The sequence below is a fragment of the Pseudomonas paraeruginosa genome (assembly GCF_003025345.2).
Taxonomy (GTDB): Bacteria; Pseudomonadota; Gammaproteobacteria; order Pseudomonadales; family Pseudomonadaceae; genus Pseudomonas; species Pseudomonas paraeruginosa.
Window position 1 is genome coordinate 1658529 of the sequence record NZ_CP020560.1, and the last position, 20411, is coordinate 1678939.

Genomic DNA, 20411 nt, shown 5'->3' on the forward strand with positions numbered 1-20411 from the left:
CCTGCCTCCATCGTTCTCTTAACGAGACTGATTCTTATTACATAAACGATGGAGTGTAGGCGCTGTCATGAAGCATCGTGGATGGAGTGCCGTGCGAGGCGGTCGCAAGGGGGCGCAACTGGCCCTGGGACTGGGTCTGGCCCTGCTGGGATCCGCCGCGCTACCCCTGCATGCGCAAGACGGGGCGGATGCGGCTAGCCAACAGCAGACCGCGCTGCGCCGGGTCCGGCTGGACATTCCGGCACAAGCGCTGAACCGCGCCCTGCTGCAATTCGCCGAGCAGGCCGGGGTCCAGGTGTTCTTCGACAGCCAGCGTTTCGCCGGTCTCGGCAGCGCGGCGGTGCACGGCGAATACGTGCTGGCCGACGGCCTGAGCCAGATGCTCCAGGGCAGCCCGGTGGAATACCGCTTTTCCGGCAAGGACCAACTGAGCCTGATCCGCGTCAGCCAGGACGACCTGGTGCGGATGTCGCCCTCGGTGATCTCCGCCGCGCGTCCGGATGACTGGGTCTACCAGACGCCGCACTCGGTGAGCGTGATCGGCCGCGAGCAGATCGAGCGCAACCCGCCGCGGCATGCCGCCGACATGCTCGAGGAAACCCCCGGGGTGTACTCCTCGGTGAGCCAGCAGGACCCCGGCCTGTCGGTGAACATCCGTGGCATCCAGGACTACGGGCGGGTCAACATGTCGGTCGACGGCATGCGCCAGAACTACCAGCAGAGCGGCCACCAGCAGCGCAACGGGACGCTCTACGTCGATCCCGAACTGCTCAGCGAGGTGGTCATCGACAAGGGCGCCAGCTCGGCCATGGGCGGCGCCGGGGTGATCGGCGGGATCGCCAATTTCCGCACCCTGGAAGCCCGCGACCTGGTCAAGCCGGGCAAGCAGGTCGGTGGGCGGATACGTGTCACCAGCGGCCTGGGCGGCGATGCCAACGGCACCCACTTCATCGGCAGCGCGGCCTTCGCCATCGGTACCGACGCCTGGGACATGCTGGTCGCCGCCAGCGAGCGCCACCTGGGCGACTACGACCCGGGAACCAAGGGCAGCATCGGCGAACTGCGCACCGGCGCCTGGTTCAATCCCGAGGCCGGGCAGCGGGTCAAGCATTCGCCGGTGGCCTACTCCGGCTACGTGATGCGCTCGCGACTGGCCAAGCTCGGCGTCGCCCTGCCGCAGGACCAGCGTCTGCAATTCAGCTACCTGACCACCCAGGTGTCCTATGACGACGCCAACATGCTCGACACCGGGAACCAGGCGCTCTGGGAAAAGCTCGGCAGCAGCGATGTGCGCGCGCAGAATTTCGCCATCGACTACAGCTACGCGCCGGACAACCCGCTGGTGGACTTCAGGGCCAAGCTCTACTACGTCGACAACCGCAACCGGCAGCAGACCCTGCAACGCGGTATCACCCCCGGCTACTCGATCACCTACCAGACCGACACCTACGGCGTGCAGGCGCAGAACACCTCGAGCTTCGCCCTCGGCGATCTCTCCACGCTGCGCGCCAACTACGGCCTGGAATTCTTCTACGACAAGGTGCGGCCGGACTCCAGCCAGCCGCGGGCGAGCAGCTCGGCGGTCGGCTTTCCCGCGGCCGAAGGCATGACCCCAAAGGGCGACCGCGCCCTCGGCAGCCTGTTCGCCCGTCTCGACTACGACTACGACGACTGGCTCAACCTCAACGCCGGGCTGCGTTACGACCGCTACCGCCTGCGCGGCGACACCGGCTTCAACGCGCGCACCTTCATCCTCGGCACCACCCGGCAGACCAACATGCCGCTGCAATACGCCGTCGACCGCGAGGAGGGGCGCTTCTCGCCGACCTTCGGCCTGTCGGTCAAGCCCGGCGTCGACTGGTTGCAGCTGTTCGCCACCTACGGCAAGGGCTGGCGCCCGCCGGCGGTGACCGAGAGCCTGATCACCGGCCGCCCCCATGGCGGCGGCGCGGAAAACATGTATCCCAACCCGTTCCTCGGTCCGGAGCGCTCGAAGGCCTGGGAAGTCGGCTTCAACGTGCTGAAGGAGAACCTCTGGTTCAGCGACGACCGCCTGGGCCTGAAGGTCGCCTACTTCGACACCCGGGTCGACGACTTCATCTTCATGGGCATGGGCATGCAGCCGCCGGGCTACGGCATGGCCGGGATCGGCAACAGCGCCTACGTCAACAACCTCGACACCACGCGCTTCCGTGGCGTCGAGTACCAGCTCGACTACGACGCCGGGCTGGCCTACGGGCAGTTCTCCTACACGCACATGATCGGCAGCAACGACTTCTGCTCGAAGACCGCCTGGCTCGGCGGTGTCACCCAGACGGTGAAGGGCAGCGGTCGCCGCGCGCCGGTGATCGACATGCGTCCGGACGAGCAGGCCAACGCCGCCACCCATTGCAGCGCGGTGCTCGGTTCCGCCGAACACATGCCGATGGACCGCGGCTCGCTGACCCTGGGCATGCGCTTCTTCGACCGCAGGCTGGATGTCGGCGCACGGGCCCGCTACAGCGAGGGCTATTCGGTTTCCGGCGGTGGCGCGCCGACGGTCTCGCAGACCGGCGTGTACCCGGCCGACTGGAAGGAATACACCGTCTACGACCTGTACGGCAGCTACCGGGTGAGCGACGAGCTGACCCTGCGCCTGGCCATGGAGAACGTCACCGACCGTGCCTACCTGGTGCCGCTGGGCGACGTGCTGGCCTTCACCCTCGGCCGCGGGCGGACCCTGCAAGGCACCCTCGAATACCAGTTCTGACCCCGTTTTGCCCAGTGAAGGGCAAAACCGGAGCGGACATCCGTGCGCTCCGGCATTCATCACTCGTTGAATTGGAGTTTTGGCATGAGCATTTCGATTTCCTACAGCACCACCTACAGCGGCTGGACCGTGGCGGACTACCTGGCGGACTGGTCGGCCTACTTCGGCGACGTCAACCATCGTCCCGGCCAGGTGGTGGACGGCGCCAATACCGGCGGCTTCAACCCCGGTCCGTTCGACGGCAGCCAGTACGCGCTGAAGAGCACCGCCAGCGACGCGGCCTTCATCGCCGGCGGCGACCTCCACTACACCCTGTTCAGCAACCCCAGCCACACCCTGTGGGGCAAGCTGGACAGCATCGCCCTCGGCGACACCCTGACCGGCGGCGCTTCCAGCGGTGGCTACACCCTGGACAGCCAGGAGGTGAGCTTCGGCAACCTGGGCCTGGATTCACCGATCGCCCAGGGCCGCGACGGCACCGTGCACAAGGTGGTCTACGGCCTGATGAGCGGCGACAGCAGCGCCCTGCAGGGGCAGATCGACGCGCTGCTGAAGGCGGTCGACCCGAGCCTGTCGATCAACTCCACCTTCGACCAGTTGGCCGCCGCCGGTGTCGCCCATGCCACCCCGGCGACTGCCGCGGCGGACGTCGGCCTGGTCGGTGTGCAGGAGCTGCCGCAGGACCTGGCCCTGGCGGCCTGAGGAAGCGTCCGCGACTCGCTCGTGGACAGGTTCCGAGAAAGGCCGGAGAGGAGTTGGCGCTCCTCTCCGGCGCAGGATGCCGCCGTCGCCTCGCTTCGAACCCGTGGCGACGGCGGACCAGGATTGTTCCTCCGCCGGCCGCCGACGGCAAGCGGAGACTGCCGCAACGTCCTCCGGGCGCGCTCGCGATCCGGACAGCCACAGGACCCGAACCCGATGAAGCTCCGGCCGGCCTCGCCGCGCAATGAAATCCTCGCCACCCTCGGCCGCTTCCGCCCGGCGCTGCGCAGCGTCGCGCTGTTCACCGCGGTGATCAACCTGCTGATGCTGGCGCCCTCGCTGTACATGCTGCAGGTCTACGACCGGGTGCTTGGCTCCGGCAACGAGATGACCCTGCTGATGCTGACCCTCATGGTGCTCGGCCTCTATCTGCTGCTCGGCGCCCTGGAGTGGGTGCGCAGCCTGGTGGTGATCCGCCTCGGTGGCCAGCTCGACATGCAACTCAACCAGCGTATCTACGACGCTTCCTTCCGCGCCAGCCTGGAGCGCGGCGAACAGGCCGCCGGGCAGGCGCTGAACGACCTGACCAACCTGCGCCAGTTCCTCACCGGCAATGCCCTGTTCGCCTTCTTCGACGCGCCCTGGTTCCCGCTCTACCTGCTGGTGATCTTCCTCTTCAGCCCCTGGCTCGGCCTGCTCGCCCTGGCCGGGGCGCTGTCGCTGGTGCTGCTCGCCTGGATCAACGAAAGCCGCTCGCGCGAGCCGCTGGCCGAGGCCGGGCAACTGTCGATCCTCGCCACCCAGCAGGCCGCGGCCAACCTGCGCCAGGCGGAAACCCTGGCGGCACTGGGCATGTTGCCGGCCATGCGCGCGCGCTGGTTCGCCCAGCACCAGGCCTTCCTTGCCCGGCAGAACCTCGGCAGCGAGCGCAGCGCGGCGATCGGCGCGACCTCCAAGGGCGTGCGCCTGGCCTTGCAGTCGCTGGTGCTCGGTCTCGGCGCCTGGCTGGCGGTGGAAGGCCTGATCACCCCGGGGATGATGATCGCCGGCTCGATCCTGATGGGTCGCGTGCTCAGCCCCATCGACCAGCTGATCGCCGTCTGGCGCCAATGGAGCGGCGCGCGCCAGGCCTACGAGCGTCTGGCGCGGCTGCTCGAAGAGAATCCGCCGGCCGCCGCGGGCATGCCGCTGCCGGCGCCGCGCGGCGCGTTGCGCGTCGAACGGCTCTGCGCGGCCGCGCCGGGACGCGAGCAGGCATTGCTGCAGGACCTCGATTTCACCCTGGAACCCGGCGAAGCGCTTGGCGTGATCGGTCCGTCCGGTTCCGGCAAGTCGACCCTGGCGCGCCTGCTGGTGGGCGCCTGGCAGCCGTTGTCCGGCGCGGTGCGCCTGGATGGTGCCGACCTGCGGCAGTGGAGCGCGGCGGCACTGGGGCCGCACATCGGCTACCTGGCCCAGGACGTGCAGCTGTTCGCCGGCAGCATCGCCGAGAACATCGCGCGCTTCGCCGAGGTGGACGCCGAGAAGGTGGTGGCGGCGGCGCGCCTGGCCGGCGTGCACGATCTGGTGCTGCGCCTGCCGCAGGGCTACGACACGCGCCTGGGCGACGGTGGCGCCGGTCTCTCCGGCGGCCAGCGCCAGCGCATCGGCCTGGCCCGTGCGCTGTACGGGCGGCCGGCGCTGATCGTGCTCGACGAACCCAACGCCAGCCTCGACGAGGCGGGGGAGGCGGCCCTGGCCGAGGCCATCGTGGCGATGCGCCGACAGGGCAGCAGCCTGGTGCTGGTGACCCACAAGCCGGCGGTGCTGGCGCTGACCGACAAGCTGTTGCTGCTGCACGCCGGGCGTCTGCAGCGCTTCGGCGCGACGGCCGAGGTGCTCGCCAGCGCCTCGCCGGCGTCGGCCGCTGCGGCACCGGCACGGCCGACGCCGGCGTTCGGTTTCGGCTACCGGCCGGGACCGGGCATGCCGGTCGGCGGTGTGCCGGGAGGAGCGACGCGATGAACGGGCGGGCGCGGTTGCGCGAAGTCGGCACAGGCGGCCTGGCGCCGGAGCTGGACGAAAAGCGTTTTTCCCGGCTCGGCTGGGGGCTGGTGCTGCTCGGCTTCGTCGGCTTCCTCCTGTGGGCCGGGTTGGCGCCGCTGGACAAGGGCGTCGGGGTCTCCGGCAAGGTCATGGTGGCCGGTAGCCGCAAGGCCGTGCAGCATCCCACTGGTGGCCTGGTCAGGCATATCCGCGTGCACGAAGGCGAACGGGTGGAGGCGGGGCAGGTACTGCTGGAAATGGACGCTACCCAGGCCCGGGCCCAGGCCGATGGCCTGTTCGCCCAGTACCTGGCGGCGCTGGCGAGCCTGGCGCGGTTGAGCGCCGAGCGTGATGAAAAGGCGCGGATCGAGTTTCCCGCCGAGCTGCTGGCGGTGGACGACCCGCGCCTGCCGACCCTGCTGGAACAGCAGCGGCAGTTGCGCGACAGCCGTCGACGAGCGTTGCGCCTGGAACTCGATGGCCTCGCCGAGACGGTCGCCGGCAGCCAGGCGCAACTGGACGGCCTGCAAGCCGCGCTGCGCAGCAAGGAACAGCAGCGCGCCGCTCTCGAGGAGCAATTGCGCGGCCTGCGCCAGCTGGCCAGCGAAGGCTACGTGCCGCGCAACCGCCTGCTCGACAGCGAACGCCTGCTGGCCCAGGTCAACGGCGAAATCGCCGGCGACCTCGGCAGCCTCGGCAGTACCCGCCGGCAGATCCTCGAACTGCGCCTGCGCATGGCCCAGCGGCGGGAGAAGTTCCAGGAAGAGGTGCGCGCCAGCCTGGCCGACACCCAGGTGCGCGCCGAGGAGTTGCGCAACCGCCTGGCCAGCGCGCGCTTCGACCTGGCCAACAGCGAGGTAAGGGCGCCGGTCGCCGGCCTGGTGGTCGGCCAGGAAGTGTTCACCGAGGGCGGCGTGATCGCGCCCGGCCAGCAACTGATGGAAATCCTTCCGGAACGCCAGCCGCTGCTGGTGGACGCCCGGCTGCCGGTGGAAATGGTCGACAAGGTCCGCGTCGGCCTGCCGGTGGAACTGATGTTCAGCGCCTTCAACCAGAGCATTACACCGCGGGTGGCGGGCGAAGTGACCCTGGTTTCGGCCGACCGGCTGGTGGACGAGCGAACCGAGGCGCCGTACTACCGGATGCGCATCCGCGTCGGTGAAGAAGGCGTGCGCCGCCTGGCCGGTCTGGAGATCCGTCCGGGCATGCCGGTGGAGGCCTTCGTCCGCAGCGGCGAGCGCTCGCTGTTGAACTACCTGTTCAAGCCGCTGACCGACCGCACCCACCTGGCGCTGGGGAAGAATGACTCGTCTGCGAGCCTGCCTGCTGCTGTCCGCCCTGCTTTCGGCCTCCTCGGCCCAGGCGTTGGGCCTGCTGGACGCCTATCAACTGGCGGTGCGCCACGACCCGACCTTCCAGGCGGCGCTCCACGAGCGCCGCGCCGGCGGCGAGAACCGCGCCATCGGTCGCGCCGGCCTGTTGCCGAGCCTGCGCTACGACTACAACAAGGCGCGCAACGATTCCACCGTCAGCCAGGGCGACGCCCGCGTCGAGCGCGACTATCGCAGCTACGCCTCGACCCTCAGCCTGGAACAGCCGCTGTTCGACTACGAGGCCTACGCGCGCTACCGCCAGGGCGAGGCCCAGGCGCTGTTCGCCGACGAACAGTTCCGCGGGCGCAGCCAGGAACTGGCGGTGCGCCTGTTCGCCGCCTATAGCGAAACCCTGTTCGCCCGCGAGCAGGTGGCCCTGGCCGAGGCCCAACGGCGCGCCCTGGAAAACCAGCTGGCGTTCAACCAGCGGGCCTTCGAGGAAGGCGAGGGCACCCGCACCGACCTGCTGGAGACCCGCGCCCGGTTGAGCCTGACCCGCGCCGAGGAGATCGCCGCCGGCGACCGCGCCGCCGCCGCCCGGCGCACGCTGGAAGCGATGCTCGGCCAGGCGCTGGAAAACGACGAACTGGCCGCGCCGCGCGAGCGCTTTCCGGCGCTGCGCCTGCAACCGGCGACCTTCGAGGCCTGGCGCGAGGTCGCCCTGCAGCGCAACGCCGAACTGGGCGCCCAGCGCCATGCGCTGGAGGCGGCGGCCCACGAGGTGGAGCGCAACCGCGCCGGCCACCTGCCCAGGCTCAGCCTCTACGCCAGCAGCAGCAAGACGCACTCGGCCTCGGAAAGCACCTACGATCAGAAATATGACACCGACAGCATCGGCCTGCGCCTGAGCCTGCCGCTGTTCGAGGGCGGTCGGGTATCGGCGGCGACCCGCCAGGCCGGCGACAAGTACGCCCAGGCCCAGGCCGAGCTGGATGCCCAGGTGGCCAGTGTGATCAATGACCTGCACAGCCAGTTCGACCTGACCGCCAGCAGCCTGGCCAAGGTGCGTGCCTACGAGATGGCGGTGGCGGCGGCGCGCGAGCAGGTGACGGCGACGCGGCGTAGCGTCGCCGGCGGGGAGCGGGTCAATCGCGATGTACTGGACGCCGAACAGCAGTTCTACGGCGCCCGCCGCGACCTGGCGGAAGCGCGCTACGCCTACCTCAACGCCTGGCTGCGCCTGCGCCAGCTGGCGGGAGTGCTGGAAGACCGCGACCTGGCGGTGCTGGCCGCCTACTTCGGCGCCGGCGACGAACGCGCGCGGGTCGCCGCTGCCATCAGATAGCTATCGGCCAGCGTGCCTTGCCTTGGGTCATCGACTGCAACAGTTGCGGCGCGCTGGTGCCGTTTTCGATGGCGATGCCGAAGCGGATGCTCTCGATCATCCGCTGCAATTGCTCCATGTCGTGCAGTTGCGCCGGGCGGATCAGGCGCTTGGCGGCGACCCCGCGCTCGTTGGAGAGGGTGAGGACGATGCTGCCGTCCGGCCGCTCCAGGCTGAGGTTGACCCGGTACTCGGCCTGGAAGGCCGCGGTGAGGAGCTGGAAAGGGCTGCTGTCGGTCATGGCGGGCCACCTGAATGCTGTCGTGCTGGTTGGGACTGGGTGCCGCCCGGAAAGTTCTTTGTCACCGCCGGGCTGTACCCTGCGCCGACGTGCGGACGTCTATCTGCGCACGTGCCTTGGCCTGGGCCTTGCACGCTTCGGGCCAGGTGGCCGTCGTCTTCGTCGGGAGTCGCTATGAAACAGAATTGGGCCGAGCGCCTGCGCGCACGCATGCACCACCAGGCGGAGAGCCTGGGCAACCTGTTGGTGGAGGCCTTCCACTACCTGGCGCTGTTCGCCATCGGCGCCACGGTGTTCTGGGCGGCGGGCGCGGCGTTCCTGGGGATGCTGGACAAGGGGCATGCGTCGATCGACGACATCCTCCTGCTGTTCATCTACCTCGAGCTGGGCGCGATGGTCGGCATCTACTTCAAGACCAACCACATGCCGGTGCGCTTCCTGATCTACGTGGCGATGACCGCGCTGACCCGTCTGATGATCGCCGACATCCAGCACAACCACACGCCGGACGACGGTATCATCCTGGTCTCGGTGGCGCTGCTCCTGCTCGCCCTGGCGATCCTGGTGGTGCGCTACGCCTCGGCGCGCTTCCCCTCGGCGAAGGCCGAAGGGGCCGCGCCGCGGCGGGTGGCGAGCGAGGATCCTGAAGGCGAATCCTGATTTTCCATACCGCCGGTCCCCGCGCCCGGCGGGACCCGGCAGGCGCCGGGTTTCCTCCGCCGCACCGGCCAGCGCAACGGCCCGGCAATGTACTACCATCGCCCGGTCGTATTCAGGAAGCCTGCCCCATGAAGGGATGGAAACTCTTTACCCCGCTGCTGATCCTCGCGATCGTCGCCATCACCCTTTACCTGCGGCTGCACAACCCGCCCCTGCTGCTGCAGGGCGAGGCGGACGCCACCAACGTCATCGTGTCCTCCAAGGCCAAGGGCCGTGTGCAGGTCCTGCATGTGCGGCGCGGCGACGACGTGAAGCGCGGCGACCTGCTGGTCAGTCTCGACAGCCCCGAGCTGGAAGCCCAGCTCGATGCTCTGCACGCGGCGCGCAACCAGGCCCAGGCGCAGCTCGACGAGTCGCTCCACGGCACCCGCGAAGAGAGCATCCGCGCGCTCAGGGCCAGCCTGGCCCAGGCCGAGGCCGAGCTGCGCAACGCCGAGGCGGACTTCCAGCGCAACCAGCAGATGGTCGAGCGCGGCTTTCTCTCGCGCACCCAGTTCGACCTGGCGCGCCGCGAGCGCGACGTCGCCCGCGATCGCGTCGCCGAGGCCCGGGCCAACCTCGACGAAGGCCTCAAGGGCGATCGCGAGGAGCGCCGCCAGGCGTTGCAGGCCGCGGTGCGCCGGGCCGACGCGCAGATCGCCGAGCTGCAGGCGCAGACCGATGACCTGCAGGTGCGCGCGCCGGTGGACGGCGAGGTCGGGCCGATCCCCGCCGAGCAGGGCGAGCTGATCAACGCCTACAGTCCACTGCTGACCCTGGTGCGGCTGGACGACAGCTACTTCGTCTTCAACCTGCGCGAGGACATCCTGGCCAAGGTCCGCAAGGGCGACCACATCGTCATGCAGGTGCCCGGCCTGGGTGGCGCAGAGGTCGAGACCGAACTGCGCTACATCGCTCCGCTGGGCGATTTCTCGACCAGGCGCGCGACCCGCGCCACCGGCGACTTCGACCTGAAGACCTTCGAGACCCGCTTCTATCCGCTGCGGCCCACCCCCGGCCTGCGCCCGGGCATGAGCGCGCTGTGGCGCTGGACCCATTGAGCGATGGGTTGGGCCGCGCTGAAGCGCAACGCCGGGCGTTTCGTCCAGGCGTTCAACACCGAGACGCGGATCGCCTGCCGCAGCTGGACCATCCACTGGCTCGGCTGGTGCTGGCCGCTGCTGCTGTTCGGCGTGATCAGCGGCGTCTACCAGGCCGGCACCCTGCTGGACATGCCGGTGGCGGTGGTCGACAAGGACCATAGCGAGCTGTCGCGCAAGCTGGTCCGCGAGCTCGACGCGACCTCCCACGCCCAGGTGCTGCTGGTTCCCGACGGCGTCCCGGAGGGACTCGACGCGATCCGCCGGGCCGACGCCTATGCCCTGCTCTATATCCCGCCGGACTTCGAGGCCGACGTGCTCGGCGGGCGCGCGCCGAAGGCCGAGCTGTACTACAACGCGCTGCTGTATTCGGCTGGCTACGCCGCCACCCAGGATTTCTCGGCGCTGGTCGCCAGTCTCAACGGCGAGCTGCGCCCGCGCCTGGCGGCCGGGATGCCGGCGGCGCTGCCGCACCTGGCGAGCATCAGCGTGTCCTACGACAGCCTGTTCAACGCCAGCGGCAACTACATCTACTACCAGCAGTTCGCCGCCATCGTGCACCTGCTGCAGTTGTTCGTGATCGTCGCCATGGTCCACGTGCTGGCCCGCGAGGCGCCGGAGCTGCGCGCCTCCTCGCCGCATATCCTGCGGGCCAAGGCCCTCGGCGTGCGCCTGCTGGGCAAGCTGGCGCCGTACACGCTGCTGTTCACCGCACTGCTGATGCTGGAGATCTTCCTGCTGGTGGCGTTCTCCGGCGCGCGGATCAACGGCAGCCCGCTGGCGATGCTGATGATCACGCTGTTCTACGTGATCGCCGCGCAGAGCGTCGGACTGATCCTGTTCGTCTTCACCGCCAACCGCTTCACCGCCTATTCCCTGGTGGGCATGCTGATCGGCATCGCCCAGACCTACTCCGGGGTGCTGATCCCGGAACTGGCGATGCCGACCCTGGCGCGGGTGATCGCCGAGGCCGAGCCGCTGACCCATACCCTGCACGGCCTGTTCGACCAGTTCCTGCGCCAGGCGCCGCCCAACTCGGCGCTCTACACCTGCGCCAAGCTGGCGCTGTACCCGCTGATCGCCTACATGATCGCCAAGATGCGCCTGCGCAGCCGCCTGGACCTGAGCCCGACATGAAGAACTACCTGCAGATCCTCCGGGAAACCCTCAAGGCCATGCTGGCCAAGCCGATGTGGCTGATGGTGGTGGCCTCGGTGTGCATCACCTCGCTGCCGTACCTGAACCACACCGCCCTCGACCTGCCGGTGGCGGTGGTCGACGAGGACCACAGCAGCGTGTCGCGCGAACTGACCCGCCTGCTCGATGCGGCGCCGAAGGTCGCGGTGGTCGGCTACGACAGCTTGCCGCAGGCCCGCCGCGACCTGGCCTGGCGCGAACTGTACGCGATCATCGTGATTCCGGTGGATTTCGAGAAGCGCCTGCTGCGTGGCGAGGCGCTGGTGATCCCGTACTTCGGTGACGCCACCAACCGCATGGCCAATGGGCAGATCCAGCAGGACATCTCGGCGGTCTACAGCACGCTGACCAACCGCTACAACGCCGCGCTGCTGGAGCGCGAAGGCTTCACCGCGACCCAGGCGCAAGTGCTGCTGAGCCCGCTGGTGGGGCAACTGACCGACCTGTTCAACCCCGGCACCAGCTTCGCCGCCATCGTCCTGCCCGGGCTGCTGTCGCTGATGCTGCAGCACAGCCTGCTGCTCGGCTGCACCCGCGGCAACATCATGCTGCGCGGCGGCACCCCGCGCTACATGCGCCAGCCGCTGTCGACCCGCTTCGGTCGCTACAGCGCGCAACTGCTGATCTGGACCGTGCTGGCGATGCTCTTCTACGTGATCTGGCCGCACCTGCTGGGCTACCGCCAGTCGGCCTCGTTCTTCATGCTGCTGGGGATAGTCCTGCCGTTCCTGGTCGCGGTGATCGCCCTCAGCGAGTTCATCGCCGAGCTGTTGCCCACCGAGGAGTCGGTGTACCTGACCATGACCTTCATCACCCTGCCGCTGTTCTACATGGCCGGCTACAGCTGGCCGGAGCAGGCCATGCCGGACTGGGTGCGCTGGCTGGCCGACGCGATCCCCTCGACCTGGGCGATCCGCGCCATCGCCGAGATGAACCAGATGGACCTGCCGCTGCGCGAGGTCAGCGACCATGTCCTGGTGCTGCTGGGCATGGCCGCCACCTACGCGCTGCTCGGCACGCTGCTGTACCAGTACCGCAACTGGCGCTGGGACAACGTCAAGGGTTGGTGAAGCGGCGCAAGGCCGGCCATACTCGGCCGGCGTTCGCAGAGGGAGATGAAGGAATGTTTCGTTCGGGGCTTTCTTTGCTGGTGCTTCTGGGGGGCGCCGCGCTCGGCGGCTGCGGTTCGGTCAACACGCTGGCGCGCGGCGACGCCAGCGCCGCGCATGACCTGCGCCTGCAGAACACTGCCTGCAGCAGCCTGCCGCGGGTATACAGCGGGGTCAGCTACACCTTCTGCCGGCTCAACGTGAAGACCGGTTCCCCGGTGGCGCCGGCGCAGTCCGACGGCATCCTCGAGGTGCTGGCCCTCGACTTCGCGCTGTCCGGGGTGATCGACACCCTCGTGCTGCCCTATACCTCGTACCGCCAGTACCGCGACGGCAACCTGTCCCTGGCCGACTGAGTCAGGGAATCAGCGGCAGCACGATCTCGTCGCTGCGGCTGACCCCGGCGGTCTCGCTGCGGCACAGGTCGAGGAACTCGCGCATGGTCGCGGTCTGGTACTTCTGCTTGTGCCAGATGAAGTAGAACTGCCGGCGCAGGTCCAGGCCGGGCGTCTCCACCGGCACCAGGCTGCCGCGGCGGAAGGCGTCGCGCAGGGCCAGCCGGGAAATGCAGCCGATGCCCAGGCCGGATTCCACGGCACGCTTGATCGCCTCGGTGTGTTCCAGCTCCAGGCGGATGTTCAGCGGCCGCGGCTGATGGCGCATGGCCTGGTCGAAGGTCAGGCGGGTGCCGGAGCCCTGCTCGCGGAGGATCCAGGCTTCGCGCGCCAGCCGCTCCAGATCGGCGCCGTCGCGGCGCGCCAGCGGATGCTGCGGGGCGCAGAACACCACCAGTTCGTCCTCCATCCAGGGTTGCACCTCGATGTCCGGGTGCCGGCAGTCGCCCTCGATCAGGCCCAGGTCCAGCTCGTAGTGGGCGACCTGCTGCACCACCTGGGCGGTGTTGTGCACGTGCAGGCGTACCCGGCAGTCCGGCTGGCGCTGCATGAAGGCGCCGATCAGCAGCGTGGCCAGGTAGTTGCCGATGGTCAGGGTGGCGCCGAGGTCGAGGGAGCCGAAGGCGGTCTTGCCGTTGAGCAGGTTCTCGATTTCCTCGCCGCGATCGAGCAGCGCCACCGCCTGCGGCAGCAACTGGCGGCCGAGGGCATTGAGGGTCAGGCGCTTGCCGGCGCGGTCGAACAACTTGCAGTCGAACTGCCGCTCCAGCTCGCCGAGCGAGGTGCTGGTCGCCGACTGCGACAGCGACAGCCCCTCGGCGGCGCGGGAGACGCTCTCCTGCTGGGCCACGGCGACGAACACCTCGAGCTGGCGCAGGGTGAATTTCATCCAGGCTTCCTCGTCTAGAACGAAAGGCCCCGCGACATTTTGCCGTTCCGCCGGCGGGGTTGGCTCGGTTATCCTTGCGCCCCGTCCGCGGGAGCGATGGGAGCCCTCGGCGGCCGGTGGCCGACCGATATCGCGTTATCCCATATCCATATTCTGGATAAGCATTATCCAGACAATTCATTTTGCGGATATTTTGGCAACCGATAAAATGCCGCGCAACTGCGTCACGTCTGCTGCTGTTGGTGTGCGCCCGCGTTTTCCTAGGAGTCTTTGATGAGCAATCTGTACACCGAGCGCGTTCTCAGCGTGCACCACTGGAACGACACCCTGTTCAGCTTCAAGACCACCCGCAACCCGGGTCTGCGCTTCAAGACCGGCCAGTTCGTGATGATCGGCCTGGAAGTCGAGGGTCGCCCGCTGATGCGCGCCTACAGCATTGCCAGCCCGAACTACGAAGAGCACCTGGAGTTCTTCAGCATCAAGGTCCCGGACGGCCCGCTGACCTCGCGCCTGCAGCACCTGAAGGAAGGCGACGAGCTGATGGTCAGCCGCAAGCCGACCGGCACCCTGGTGCATGACGACCTGCTGCCCGGCAAGCACCTCTACCTGCTCAGCACCGGCACCGGCATGGCGCCGTTCCTCAGCGTGATCCAGGACCCGGAAACCTACGAGCGCTACGAGAAGGTGATCCTGGTCCACGGCGTGCGCTGGGTCAGCGAACTGGCCTACGCCGACTTCATCACCAAGGTCCTGCCGGAACACGAGTACTTCGGCGACCAGGTGAAAGAGAAGCTGATCTACTACCCGCTGGTGACCCGCGAGCCGTTCCGCAACCAGGGCCGCCAGACCGACCTGATGCGCAGCGGCAAGCTGTTCGAGGACATCGGCCTGCCGCCGATGAACCCGCAGGACGACCGTGCGATGATCTGCGGCAGCCCGAGCATGCTGGAAGAGACCAGCGCCGTGCTCGATAGCTTCGGCCTGAAGATCTCCCCGCGCATGGGCGAGCCGGGCGACTACCTGATCGAGCGCGCCTTCGTCGAGAAGTAGGCCTCCGCCGCGCCTCGTCGCGCCAGGCGAAGAAAGCCCCTGCCGTATCCGCGGCAGGGGCTTTCTGCTTTCCGGCCCCCGCTCAGTGCGCCGGGTGCCGGTGCGGGTGGTCGCCGCCCACGCCTTGCAGCACCGCCTGGTCGATCTCGTCGAAGCGCAGTACCCGGCCGCCTTCCTCGGCCGCCAGGCGCGTCGCGGCCTCTTCGTCGGCGAACGAGGCGAGGGTGGCGCCCATGCCGCCCGGCCGCTGGATGCCGACCACGTAGTAGGCGCGGGTGGCGTCGATCAGGCGGGCGTCGTCGGGGTGCCGCCAGTCGGCCTGGCTCATGTCGTGGACATACAGGCGCGCCTGGCCCTGGCGGTTTTCCGGTTGCAGCCACCAGCCGAACAGTTCGGCGGTGGAGCAGAACTTGCGCACCGCGCCGGGAAGCACCGCCTCGCCCTTGGGACCGGGCATTTCCTCGATGAGCATGCCGCAGACGTGGCATTCGTCGCCGCTGGCGATCGGCACCGGGCCGAGTGCCGTGGCGTCGTCCCGCGATGCGTCGCAGCCGGCCAGCAGCAGGCCGAGCAGGAGCGTGCCGAGCAGAGGGCGCAGGGGGAGGGTATGACGTTGCATGGCGGAACCTCGTGAGTCAGATGGGGCGTCGGCGGAACAGGCCGTGGGCCAGCGCCAGGGCAGCGCAGGCCCAGAGGGCCAGGGCCAGCCAGAGGGCGCTGGCGGACACCGGCAGGTCGCTGGCCAGGGGAACCACCCCGCCGGCGGCGGCCGCGTCGAAGCCGGACAGGTTGATCAGCCGGTAGACGTCGGTCGGGTTGAGCAGCAACAGCCAGGGCAGCAGCCGCGGGCTCAGGTGGCCCTGGCTGAGGACCAGGATCGCCAGCAGGGCCAGGTCGAACAGCAGGACGAAGAAGAACCACAGGCCGAGGGCCTGCCCGGCCGCGCTGGATTTCTCGCTGGCGCGGCTGCTCAGGGCGTAGGCCAGGGCGAGGAACACGCAGCCGAGCAGCAGCGAGGAACCCATGAAGCGGCCGAAGGCGCCCAGCAGGGTGGCCGCCTCGACTTCCGGCACCAGCGCGAGGATCGCCAGCGCCGCGCTGCCGAAGCCGATCAGCGTGGCCAGGGCGAGGATCAGGCCGTGGCCGAGGAATTTGCCGAGCAGCAGTTGGCCGCGTTCCAGCGGGTAGGTCAGGAGCAGCAGCAGGGTGCCGCCTTCTTCCTCTCCGACGATGGCGTCGTAGGCCAGCAGCAGGGCGATCAGCGGCATCAGGAAGGTGGCCAGGCTGGTCAGGCTGGCGACGGTCGCCGGCACCGAGGTGAAGCCGACCTGGCCGGCCGCGGCGGCGCCGAACCAGGCGATGCCCACCGAAAGCAGGGCGAACAGCAGGCTGATCGCCAGCAGCCAGCGATTGCGCAGGCCGTCGGCCAGTTCCTTGCGGGCGATGGTCCAGACTACGGGCATGGCGTGGCTCCGGCGGGGGCGGCGGACATGTGGTGGCGATAGAGGTCTTCCAGCGACGGCGGGAGGATCTCCAGGTCGAACTCGCGCGCGGCCAGCAGCGCTTCGAGCACGCCGTCGCGTTCGGCATCGTCCAGCAGTACCTCGATGCGCTGGCCGTCCAGTCTCCGCGCCGCCAGGCCGGCCCGGCGCCAGCGTTCGAGCCACTGCGGGTTGCGTGGGCTGGCCAGGCGCACGCGGGTCGGCAGGGCCGCCTTGCGGCGCAGTTCGGCGAGGCTGCCGGCCACCTGCAGGCGGCCGCCGGCGAGAATCGCGGCGCGGTCGATGTGCGTCTCGACGCCGGGCAGCACATGGGAGCAGAGGACGATCCCGGTGCCCTGGCCGCGCAGGCGGTCGAGCAATTGGTAAAGCTCGACGGTGGCCAGCGGGTCGAGGCCCACCGTCGGTTCGTCGAGCAGCAGCAGACGCGGTTCCCCGAGCAGCGCCTGGGCCAAGCCGAGGCGCTGGCGCATGCCCTTCGAGTAGGTCTTCAGGCGCCGCCTGGCGGCATGGCCGAGGCCGACCTGTTCCAGCAGGCGCGCGGCTTCGGCCGGCGCCACGCCCTTGAGGCGGGCGAAGTGGCGCAGGGTTTCCGCGCCGCTGAGCTGCGGGTAGAAGGTCACGTTCTCCGGCAGGTAGCCGAGCTGGCGGCGCGCCTCCAGGCTCCTGGCATCCTGGCCGAGGACCCGCACGCGGCCTTCGCTGGGGGCCAACAGGCCGAGGACCAGCTTGATGGTGGTGGTCTTGCCGGCGCCGTTGTGGCCGAGCAGGCCGAGCACCTCGCCCGGCTCCAGGCGCAGGTCGAGCCCGCTCAGGGCGGTGAGGGCGCCGTAGCGCAGGGTCGCGCCGTCGATCTCGACCAGGCTCATGGCCTCGGCTCCGCGGCGGGCATCCGCATCAGCGGATGGCTGTCGCGCACGCCGGGCGAGCGCACCACCGGGAAGGCGCGCTGGACCCAGCGCAGCAGCTCGATGCCCGGGCTGTTCAACAGCAGGCGTACCTGCGGGTACAGCCAGACCAGCCGGTCGACGTTGTCGTTGGGCTCGTAGGCGACGTCGCCGAGGCCGTCGTCGTCGCGGTCCCAGCCCAGGTAGTCGCTCCAGTAGTTGCCGCGGCCGTCGGCGGACCACTCCTGCTCGCGGCTGGCGACGTACTTGACCTGCTGGCGATTGCCGAGGAAGGCGTTGCCGGCGATGCGATTGTCCTCCGAGCCGGCGGTGAGGTGGATGCCCAGGGCGCTGTCGGCGAAGCTGTTGCCTTCGATGCGGTTGAACAGCGAGTTGTAGATGAACAGCGCCTTGCCCTCGGCGCCGGAGATCATCGCGTCGCCGGTGCTGCCGCTGCGCACGCCTTCGACGCGGTTGCCGGCCAGGGTCGAGTAGGTGATGTAGTTCATCAGGATGCCGTAGTTCTCGTCGTCGATGGAGCGGTTGCCGGTCACGGTCAGCTTGCGGCTCTGCATCAGCGCGTAGCCGGTACGGGTGCGCCGGGTCAGGTTGTCGCTCACCCGGCTGTTGTGGGTGAACATGTAGTGCACGCCGTAGCGCAGGTCCTCGAAGCGGTTGGCTTCGATGCTGCTGTCGTTGGAGGTGTCGATGTAGACCCCGTCGCGGGTATGGCTGACCCGGTTGCCGCGGACCAGGGCGTCCTTCACCGCATAGAGGTGGATACCGTTGCCGCGATCCTGGGAGCGCACGCTTTGGTCGCCCTCGATGCGGTTGTCGAGCACCTGCGCGCCCGCCGTCGCGTCTAGCCAGATGCCGAAGCCCGCGCCGCGCAGGTCGTTGCCGCGGATCACGGCGCCGCTGGCGGCCTTGCCGACGAAGATCGCGGCGTCGAGTTCGGTCAGGTTGCGTCCCCAGTTGCGCAGCCGGCAACCCTCGACGGTGATCCCGGGGCTGGCCAGGCTCAGCAGGCTGCCATGGCCGCCGCCGTCCAGTTCGGCGCCGGCCTCGCAGCGCAGGTGCAGCGGCCGGTCGATGACGAAGTTGCCGGTGTAGCGGCCCGCCGCCAGGCTCCAGCGGCCATCGCCGTCGGCCCGCAGCGGCAGGCCGTCGACCGGCTCCGCGCGGGCCGTGGCGACGCCGAGCAGGAGCAGGGCGAGGAGCGGCCCCGCCCGGCGCCCGGTCATCGACCGCGCGGCGTGACTCAAGCCTTTTCCACCAGCATCCGCCCGCACATCTCCATGTGCAGGGCGTGGCAGAACCAGCTGCAGTAGTACCAGTGCACCCCGGGCTTGTCGGTGACGAAGGTGATCGACGAGGTCTGTTGCGGGCTGATCTCCATGCAGACGCCGTGGTTGACCATGACGAAGCCGTGGGTCACGTCCTCGATCTCGTCGAGGTTGGTGATGGTCACGGTGACTTCGTCGCCCTGCTTCACCTTGAACTCGGTGAGGCCGAAGGAGGGCGCCATCGAGACCATGTAGACGCGGACCTTGTTGCCGTCGCGGATGACCTTGTTGTCCTTCATCAGGTCGATGCCGTCCTGTTCCGCGCGCTTGACCGTCTCGGCGAAGAACGGGTCCTTGCGGTCCCAGATCTTGCGGGTCTTGATCTGGTCGCGGCGGGCGAGGATGCAATCGTGCGGTTCGGCGAAGGTCGGGCCGTCGTGGACCAGTTTCATCTCCTCGCCGGAAATGTCGATCAACTGGTCGTTCTCCGGGTGCAGCGGACCGGTGGGCAGGAAGCGGTCCTTGGAGAACTTGCTGAGCACCACGATCCACTTGCCGTCGGCTTCGCTGGTCTCGCACAGGGTGGCGTGGTTGTGCCCCGGCTGGTACTGCACGTCGAGCTTCTGGCGGATGTAGTCGATCTTCTCGCCCTTGTAGGCGCGCACCGCGTCGGCGAGGTTCCACTTCACCAGCTGGCTGTCGATGAACAGCGTGGTATAGGCGTTGCCTCGGCCATCGAAGGTGGTGTGCAGCGGGCCGAGGCCCAGCTCCGGCTCGCCCACCACCACGTCGCGCGGGTCGGCCAGCTTGCCGGCGAACAGGTCGCCGAGGCGCTCGATGGCGATCATGGTGCAGGTCGGCGAGAGCTTGCCGTTGGCGATGAAGTACTTGCCGTCCGGCGAGGTGTTCAGCCCGTGGGGGTTCTTCGGTACCGGGATGTAGCGGGTCACCGGGCTGTCCTTGCCGTCCTTGCGCCGGCCGTCGACCACCGGCACCTTCGAGTCGCCGAGGGTGACGAAGCGCCCGGCCTTGATCTCGGCCTCGATGCGCGGGATGTCGAACACCACCACCCAGTCGCGCTCGTTGCGCATCATGCCGCCGAGGTCGACGGCCTTCTCCGAGTTGTAGCAGGTGGAGGCGGCGAACCTGCCGCTGTAGTCCATGTCGGTGTTGTCGAGGTTGCCGTCGACGATCACCTGCCAGGCCACCTCCATGGTCTCGGCGTCGATGGCGTTGTACAGAGTGAAGGCGTTGTCGCCGGACAGGTCGAAGGTCGAGCCGTCGTTGGGATGGGGAATGATGAACTCGGCGTTGCAGAACACGTAGCGGGTGTGCGGCACCTTCTGCAGGCGCAGGCCGTGGATCGCCTGGACGTTGGGGATGGTGACGATGCGGTCGCACTTCATGACGTCCAGGCGGATGCGCGCGACCCGGCTGTTGGCCTTGTCGTTGATGAACAGGTACTTGCCGTCGTACTTGCCATCGGTCATCGAGATGTGCGGATGGTGGCAGTCGCCGTTGAGGAAGCGCGCGCCGTCGCCGAGCACCCGCCTGCTCTCGTTGGTCAGGCCCCAGCCGGTGGCCGAGTCGACGTGGAACACCGGGATGCGCATCAGCTCGCGCATCGACGGCACGCCGAGCACGCGTACTTCGCCGGAATGCCCGCCGCTCCAGAACCCGTAGTACTCATCGAGTTCGCCGGGGGCCACCTCGGCCTTGCTGCGCTCGCCCTTGCCGGCGGCCCGGGCCTCGCGGCCGACCACCGCGCTGCCCAGGGCGCCGGCGCCGACCAGGGCGGCGGCTCCGGTCAGCGCCGAGGCGCCGAGGAAGCCGCGGCGGTTCAGGCCGTGGGTTTCTTCGTGGGGGCTTTTCGTGTCGTCGCTCAT

General features: G+C 68.8%; 17 protein-coding genes and 1 pseudogene. 11 read left to right on the top strand and 7 right to left on the bottom strand.

The genetic code is table 11. The features are described 5' to 3' along the window. The first annotated feature begins 67 nt into the window (after nt 1–67). From hasR to B7D75_RS07975, 5 genes and pseudogenes are all read left to right on the top strand, one after another. Nucleotides 68–2749: a heme uptake receptor HasR gene (gene hasR / locus B7D75_RS07955; RefSeq protein WP_107113901.1), complete on the top strand. Its 2682-nt coding sequence runs from the start codon at nt 68–70 to the stop codon at nt 2747–2749. 84 nt (nt 2750–2833) lie between these two features. Next, entirely contained in the window at nt 2834–3451 is a 618-nt protein-coding gene (gene hasA, locus B7D75_RS07960) for a heme acquisition protein HasA (protein WP_107113902.1), read from the top strand. Between the two features lie 216 nt (nt 3452–3667). Next, nucleotides 3668–5455: a type I secretion system permease/ATPase gene (locus B7D75_RS07965; protein ID WP_107113903.1), complete on the top strand. Its 1788-nt coding sequence runs from the start codon at nt 3668–3670 to the stop codon at nt 5453–5455. Then, nucleotides 5452–6777 (top strand): annotated as a pseudogene (locus B7D75_RS07970) (HlyD family type I secretion periplasmic adaptor subunit); the annotation flags it as partial. The gene B7D75_RS07965 and the pseudogene B7D75_RS07970, both read left to right, overlap by 4 nt. Nucleotide 6778: 1 nt before the next feature. Continuing rightward, complete coding sequence (locus B7D75_RS07975; RefSeq protein ID WP_034081854.1) at nt 6779–8134, top strand: TolC family outer membrane protein; 1356 nt, start codon at nt 6779–6781, stop codon at nt 8132–8134. On the opposite strand, the gene B7D75_RS07980 is transcribed toward B7D75_RS07975, so the two are convergent. Continuing rightward, entirely contained in the window at nt 8127–8414 is a 288-nt protein-coding gene (locus B7D75_RS07980; protein WP_003157324.1) for a DUF3509 domain-containing protein, read from the bottom strand. The genes B7D75_RS07975 and B7D75_RS07980 overlap by 8 nt on opposite strands. A gap of 174 nt (nt 8415–8588) precedes the next feature. Here B7D75_RS07980 and B7D75_RS07985 point away from each other — a divergent pair, with 174 nt between their 5' ends. From B7D75_RS07985 to B7D75_RS08005, 5 genes are all read left to right on the top strand, one after another. Next, nucleotides 8589–9074, top strand: a complete 486-nt coding sequence (locus tag B7D75_RS07985) for a phosphate-starvation-inducible protein PsiE (RefSeq protein WP_003157323.1) — start codon at nt 8589–8591, stop codon at nt 9072–9074. 128 nt (nt 9075–9202) lie between these two features. Next, a complete protein-coding gene (locus tag B7D75_RS07990) occupies nt 9203–10174 on the top strand; it encodes an HlyD family secretion protein (RefSeq protein ID WP_003157321.1) in 972 nt (323 codons plus the stop codon). 3 nt (nt 10175–10177) lie between these two features. Further along, nucleotides 10178–11350: an ABC transporter permease gene (locus tag B7D75_RS07995; RefSeq protein ID WP_043103872.1), complete on the top strand. Its 1173-nt coding sequence runs from the start codon at nt 10178–10180 to the stop codon at nt 11348–11350. After that, nucleotides 11347–12480 carry an ABC transporter permease gene (locus tag B7D75_RS08000; protein ID WP_034081851.1) on the top strand — a complete coding sequence of 378 codons (1134 nt, stop codon included), beginning with the start codon at nt 11347–11349 and terminating at the stop codon, nt 12478–12480. The genes B7D75_RS07995 and B7D75_RS08000 overlap by 4 nt, the downstream gene beginning before the upstream one ends. Nucleotides 12481–12533: 53 nt before the next feature. After that, complete coding sequence (locus B7D75_RS08005; RefSeq protein WP_058175098.1) at nt 12534–12875, top strand: YceK/YidQ family lipoprotein; 342 nt, start codon at nt 12534–12536, stop codon at nt 12873–12875. Between the two features lies 1 nt (nt 12876). On the opposite strand, the gene B7D75_RS08010 is transcribed toward B7D75_RS08005, so the two are convergent. Beyond that, entirely contained in the window at nt 12877–13803 is a 927-nt protein-coding gene (locus tag B7D75_RS08010; protein ID WP_033996607.1) for a LysR family transcriptional regulator, read from the bottom strand. Nucleotides 13804–14076: 273 nt separating this feature from the next. Here B7D75_RS08010 and fpr point away from each other — a divergent pair, with 273 nt between their 5' ends. After that, nucleotides 14077–14853, top strand: coding sequence for a ferredoxin-NADP reductase (fpr, locus tag B7D75_RS08015; RefSeq protein ID WP_003157318.1), 777 nt, complete (start codon nt 14077–14079; stop codon nt 14851–14853). Nucleotides 14854–14935: 82 nt separating this feature from the next. Here the strand turns inward: fpr and B7D75_RS08020 are convergent, their stop codons facing one another. The 5 genes from B7D75_RS08020 to nosZ are packed head-to-tail and all read right to left on the bottom strand — an operon-like array spanning nt 14936 to nt 20411. Beyond that, a complete protein-coding gene (locus tag B7D75_RS08020) occupies nt 14936–15472 on the bottom strand; it encodes a nitrous oxide reductase accessory protein NosL (protein ID WP_003091829.1) in 537 nt (178 codons plus the stop codon). 16 nt (nt 15473–15488) lie between these two features. Then, a complete protein-coding gene (locus tag B7D75_RS08025; protein WP_034081848.1) occupies nt 15489–16316 on the bottom strand; it encodes an ABC transporter permease in 828 nt (275 codons plus the stop codon). Next, nucleotides 16307–17221: an ABC transporter ATP-binding protein gene (locus B7D75_RS08030; protein WP_043103881.1), complete on the bottom strand. Its 915-nt coding sequence runs from the start codon at nt 17219–17221 to the stop codon at nt 16307–16309. The genes B7D75_RS08025 and B7D75_RS08030 overlap by 10 nt, the downstream gene beginning before the upstream one ends. Further along, nucleotides 17218–18504 (bottom strand): nitrous oxide reductase family maturation protein NosD, encoded by a 1287-nt coding sequence (locus tag B7D75_RS08035; protein WP_107113904.1) that lies wholly within the window; start codon nt 18502–18504, stop codon nt 17218–17220. The genes B7D75_RS08030 and B7D75_RS08035 overlap by 4 nt, the downstream gene beginning before the upstream one ends. After that, the gene (nosZ, locus tag B7D75_RS08040; RefSeq protein ID WP_107113905.1) at nt 18501–20411 is read right to left on the bottom strand and encodes a TAT-dependent nitrous-oxide reductase; all 1911 of its coding nucleotides are present in this window, start codon (nt 20409–20411) and stop codon (nt 18501–18503) included. The genes B7D75_RS08035 and nosZ overlap by 4 nt, the downstream gene beginning before the upstream one ends.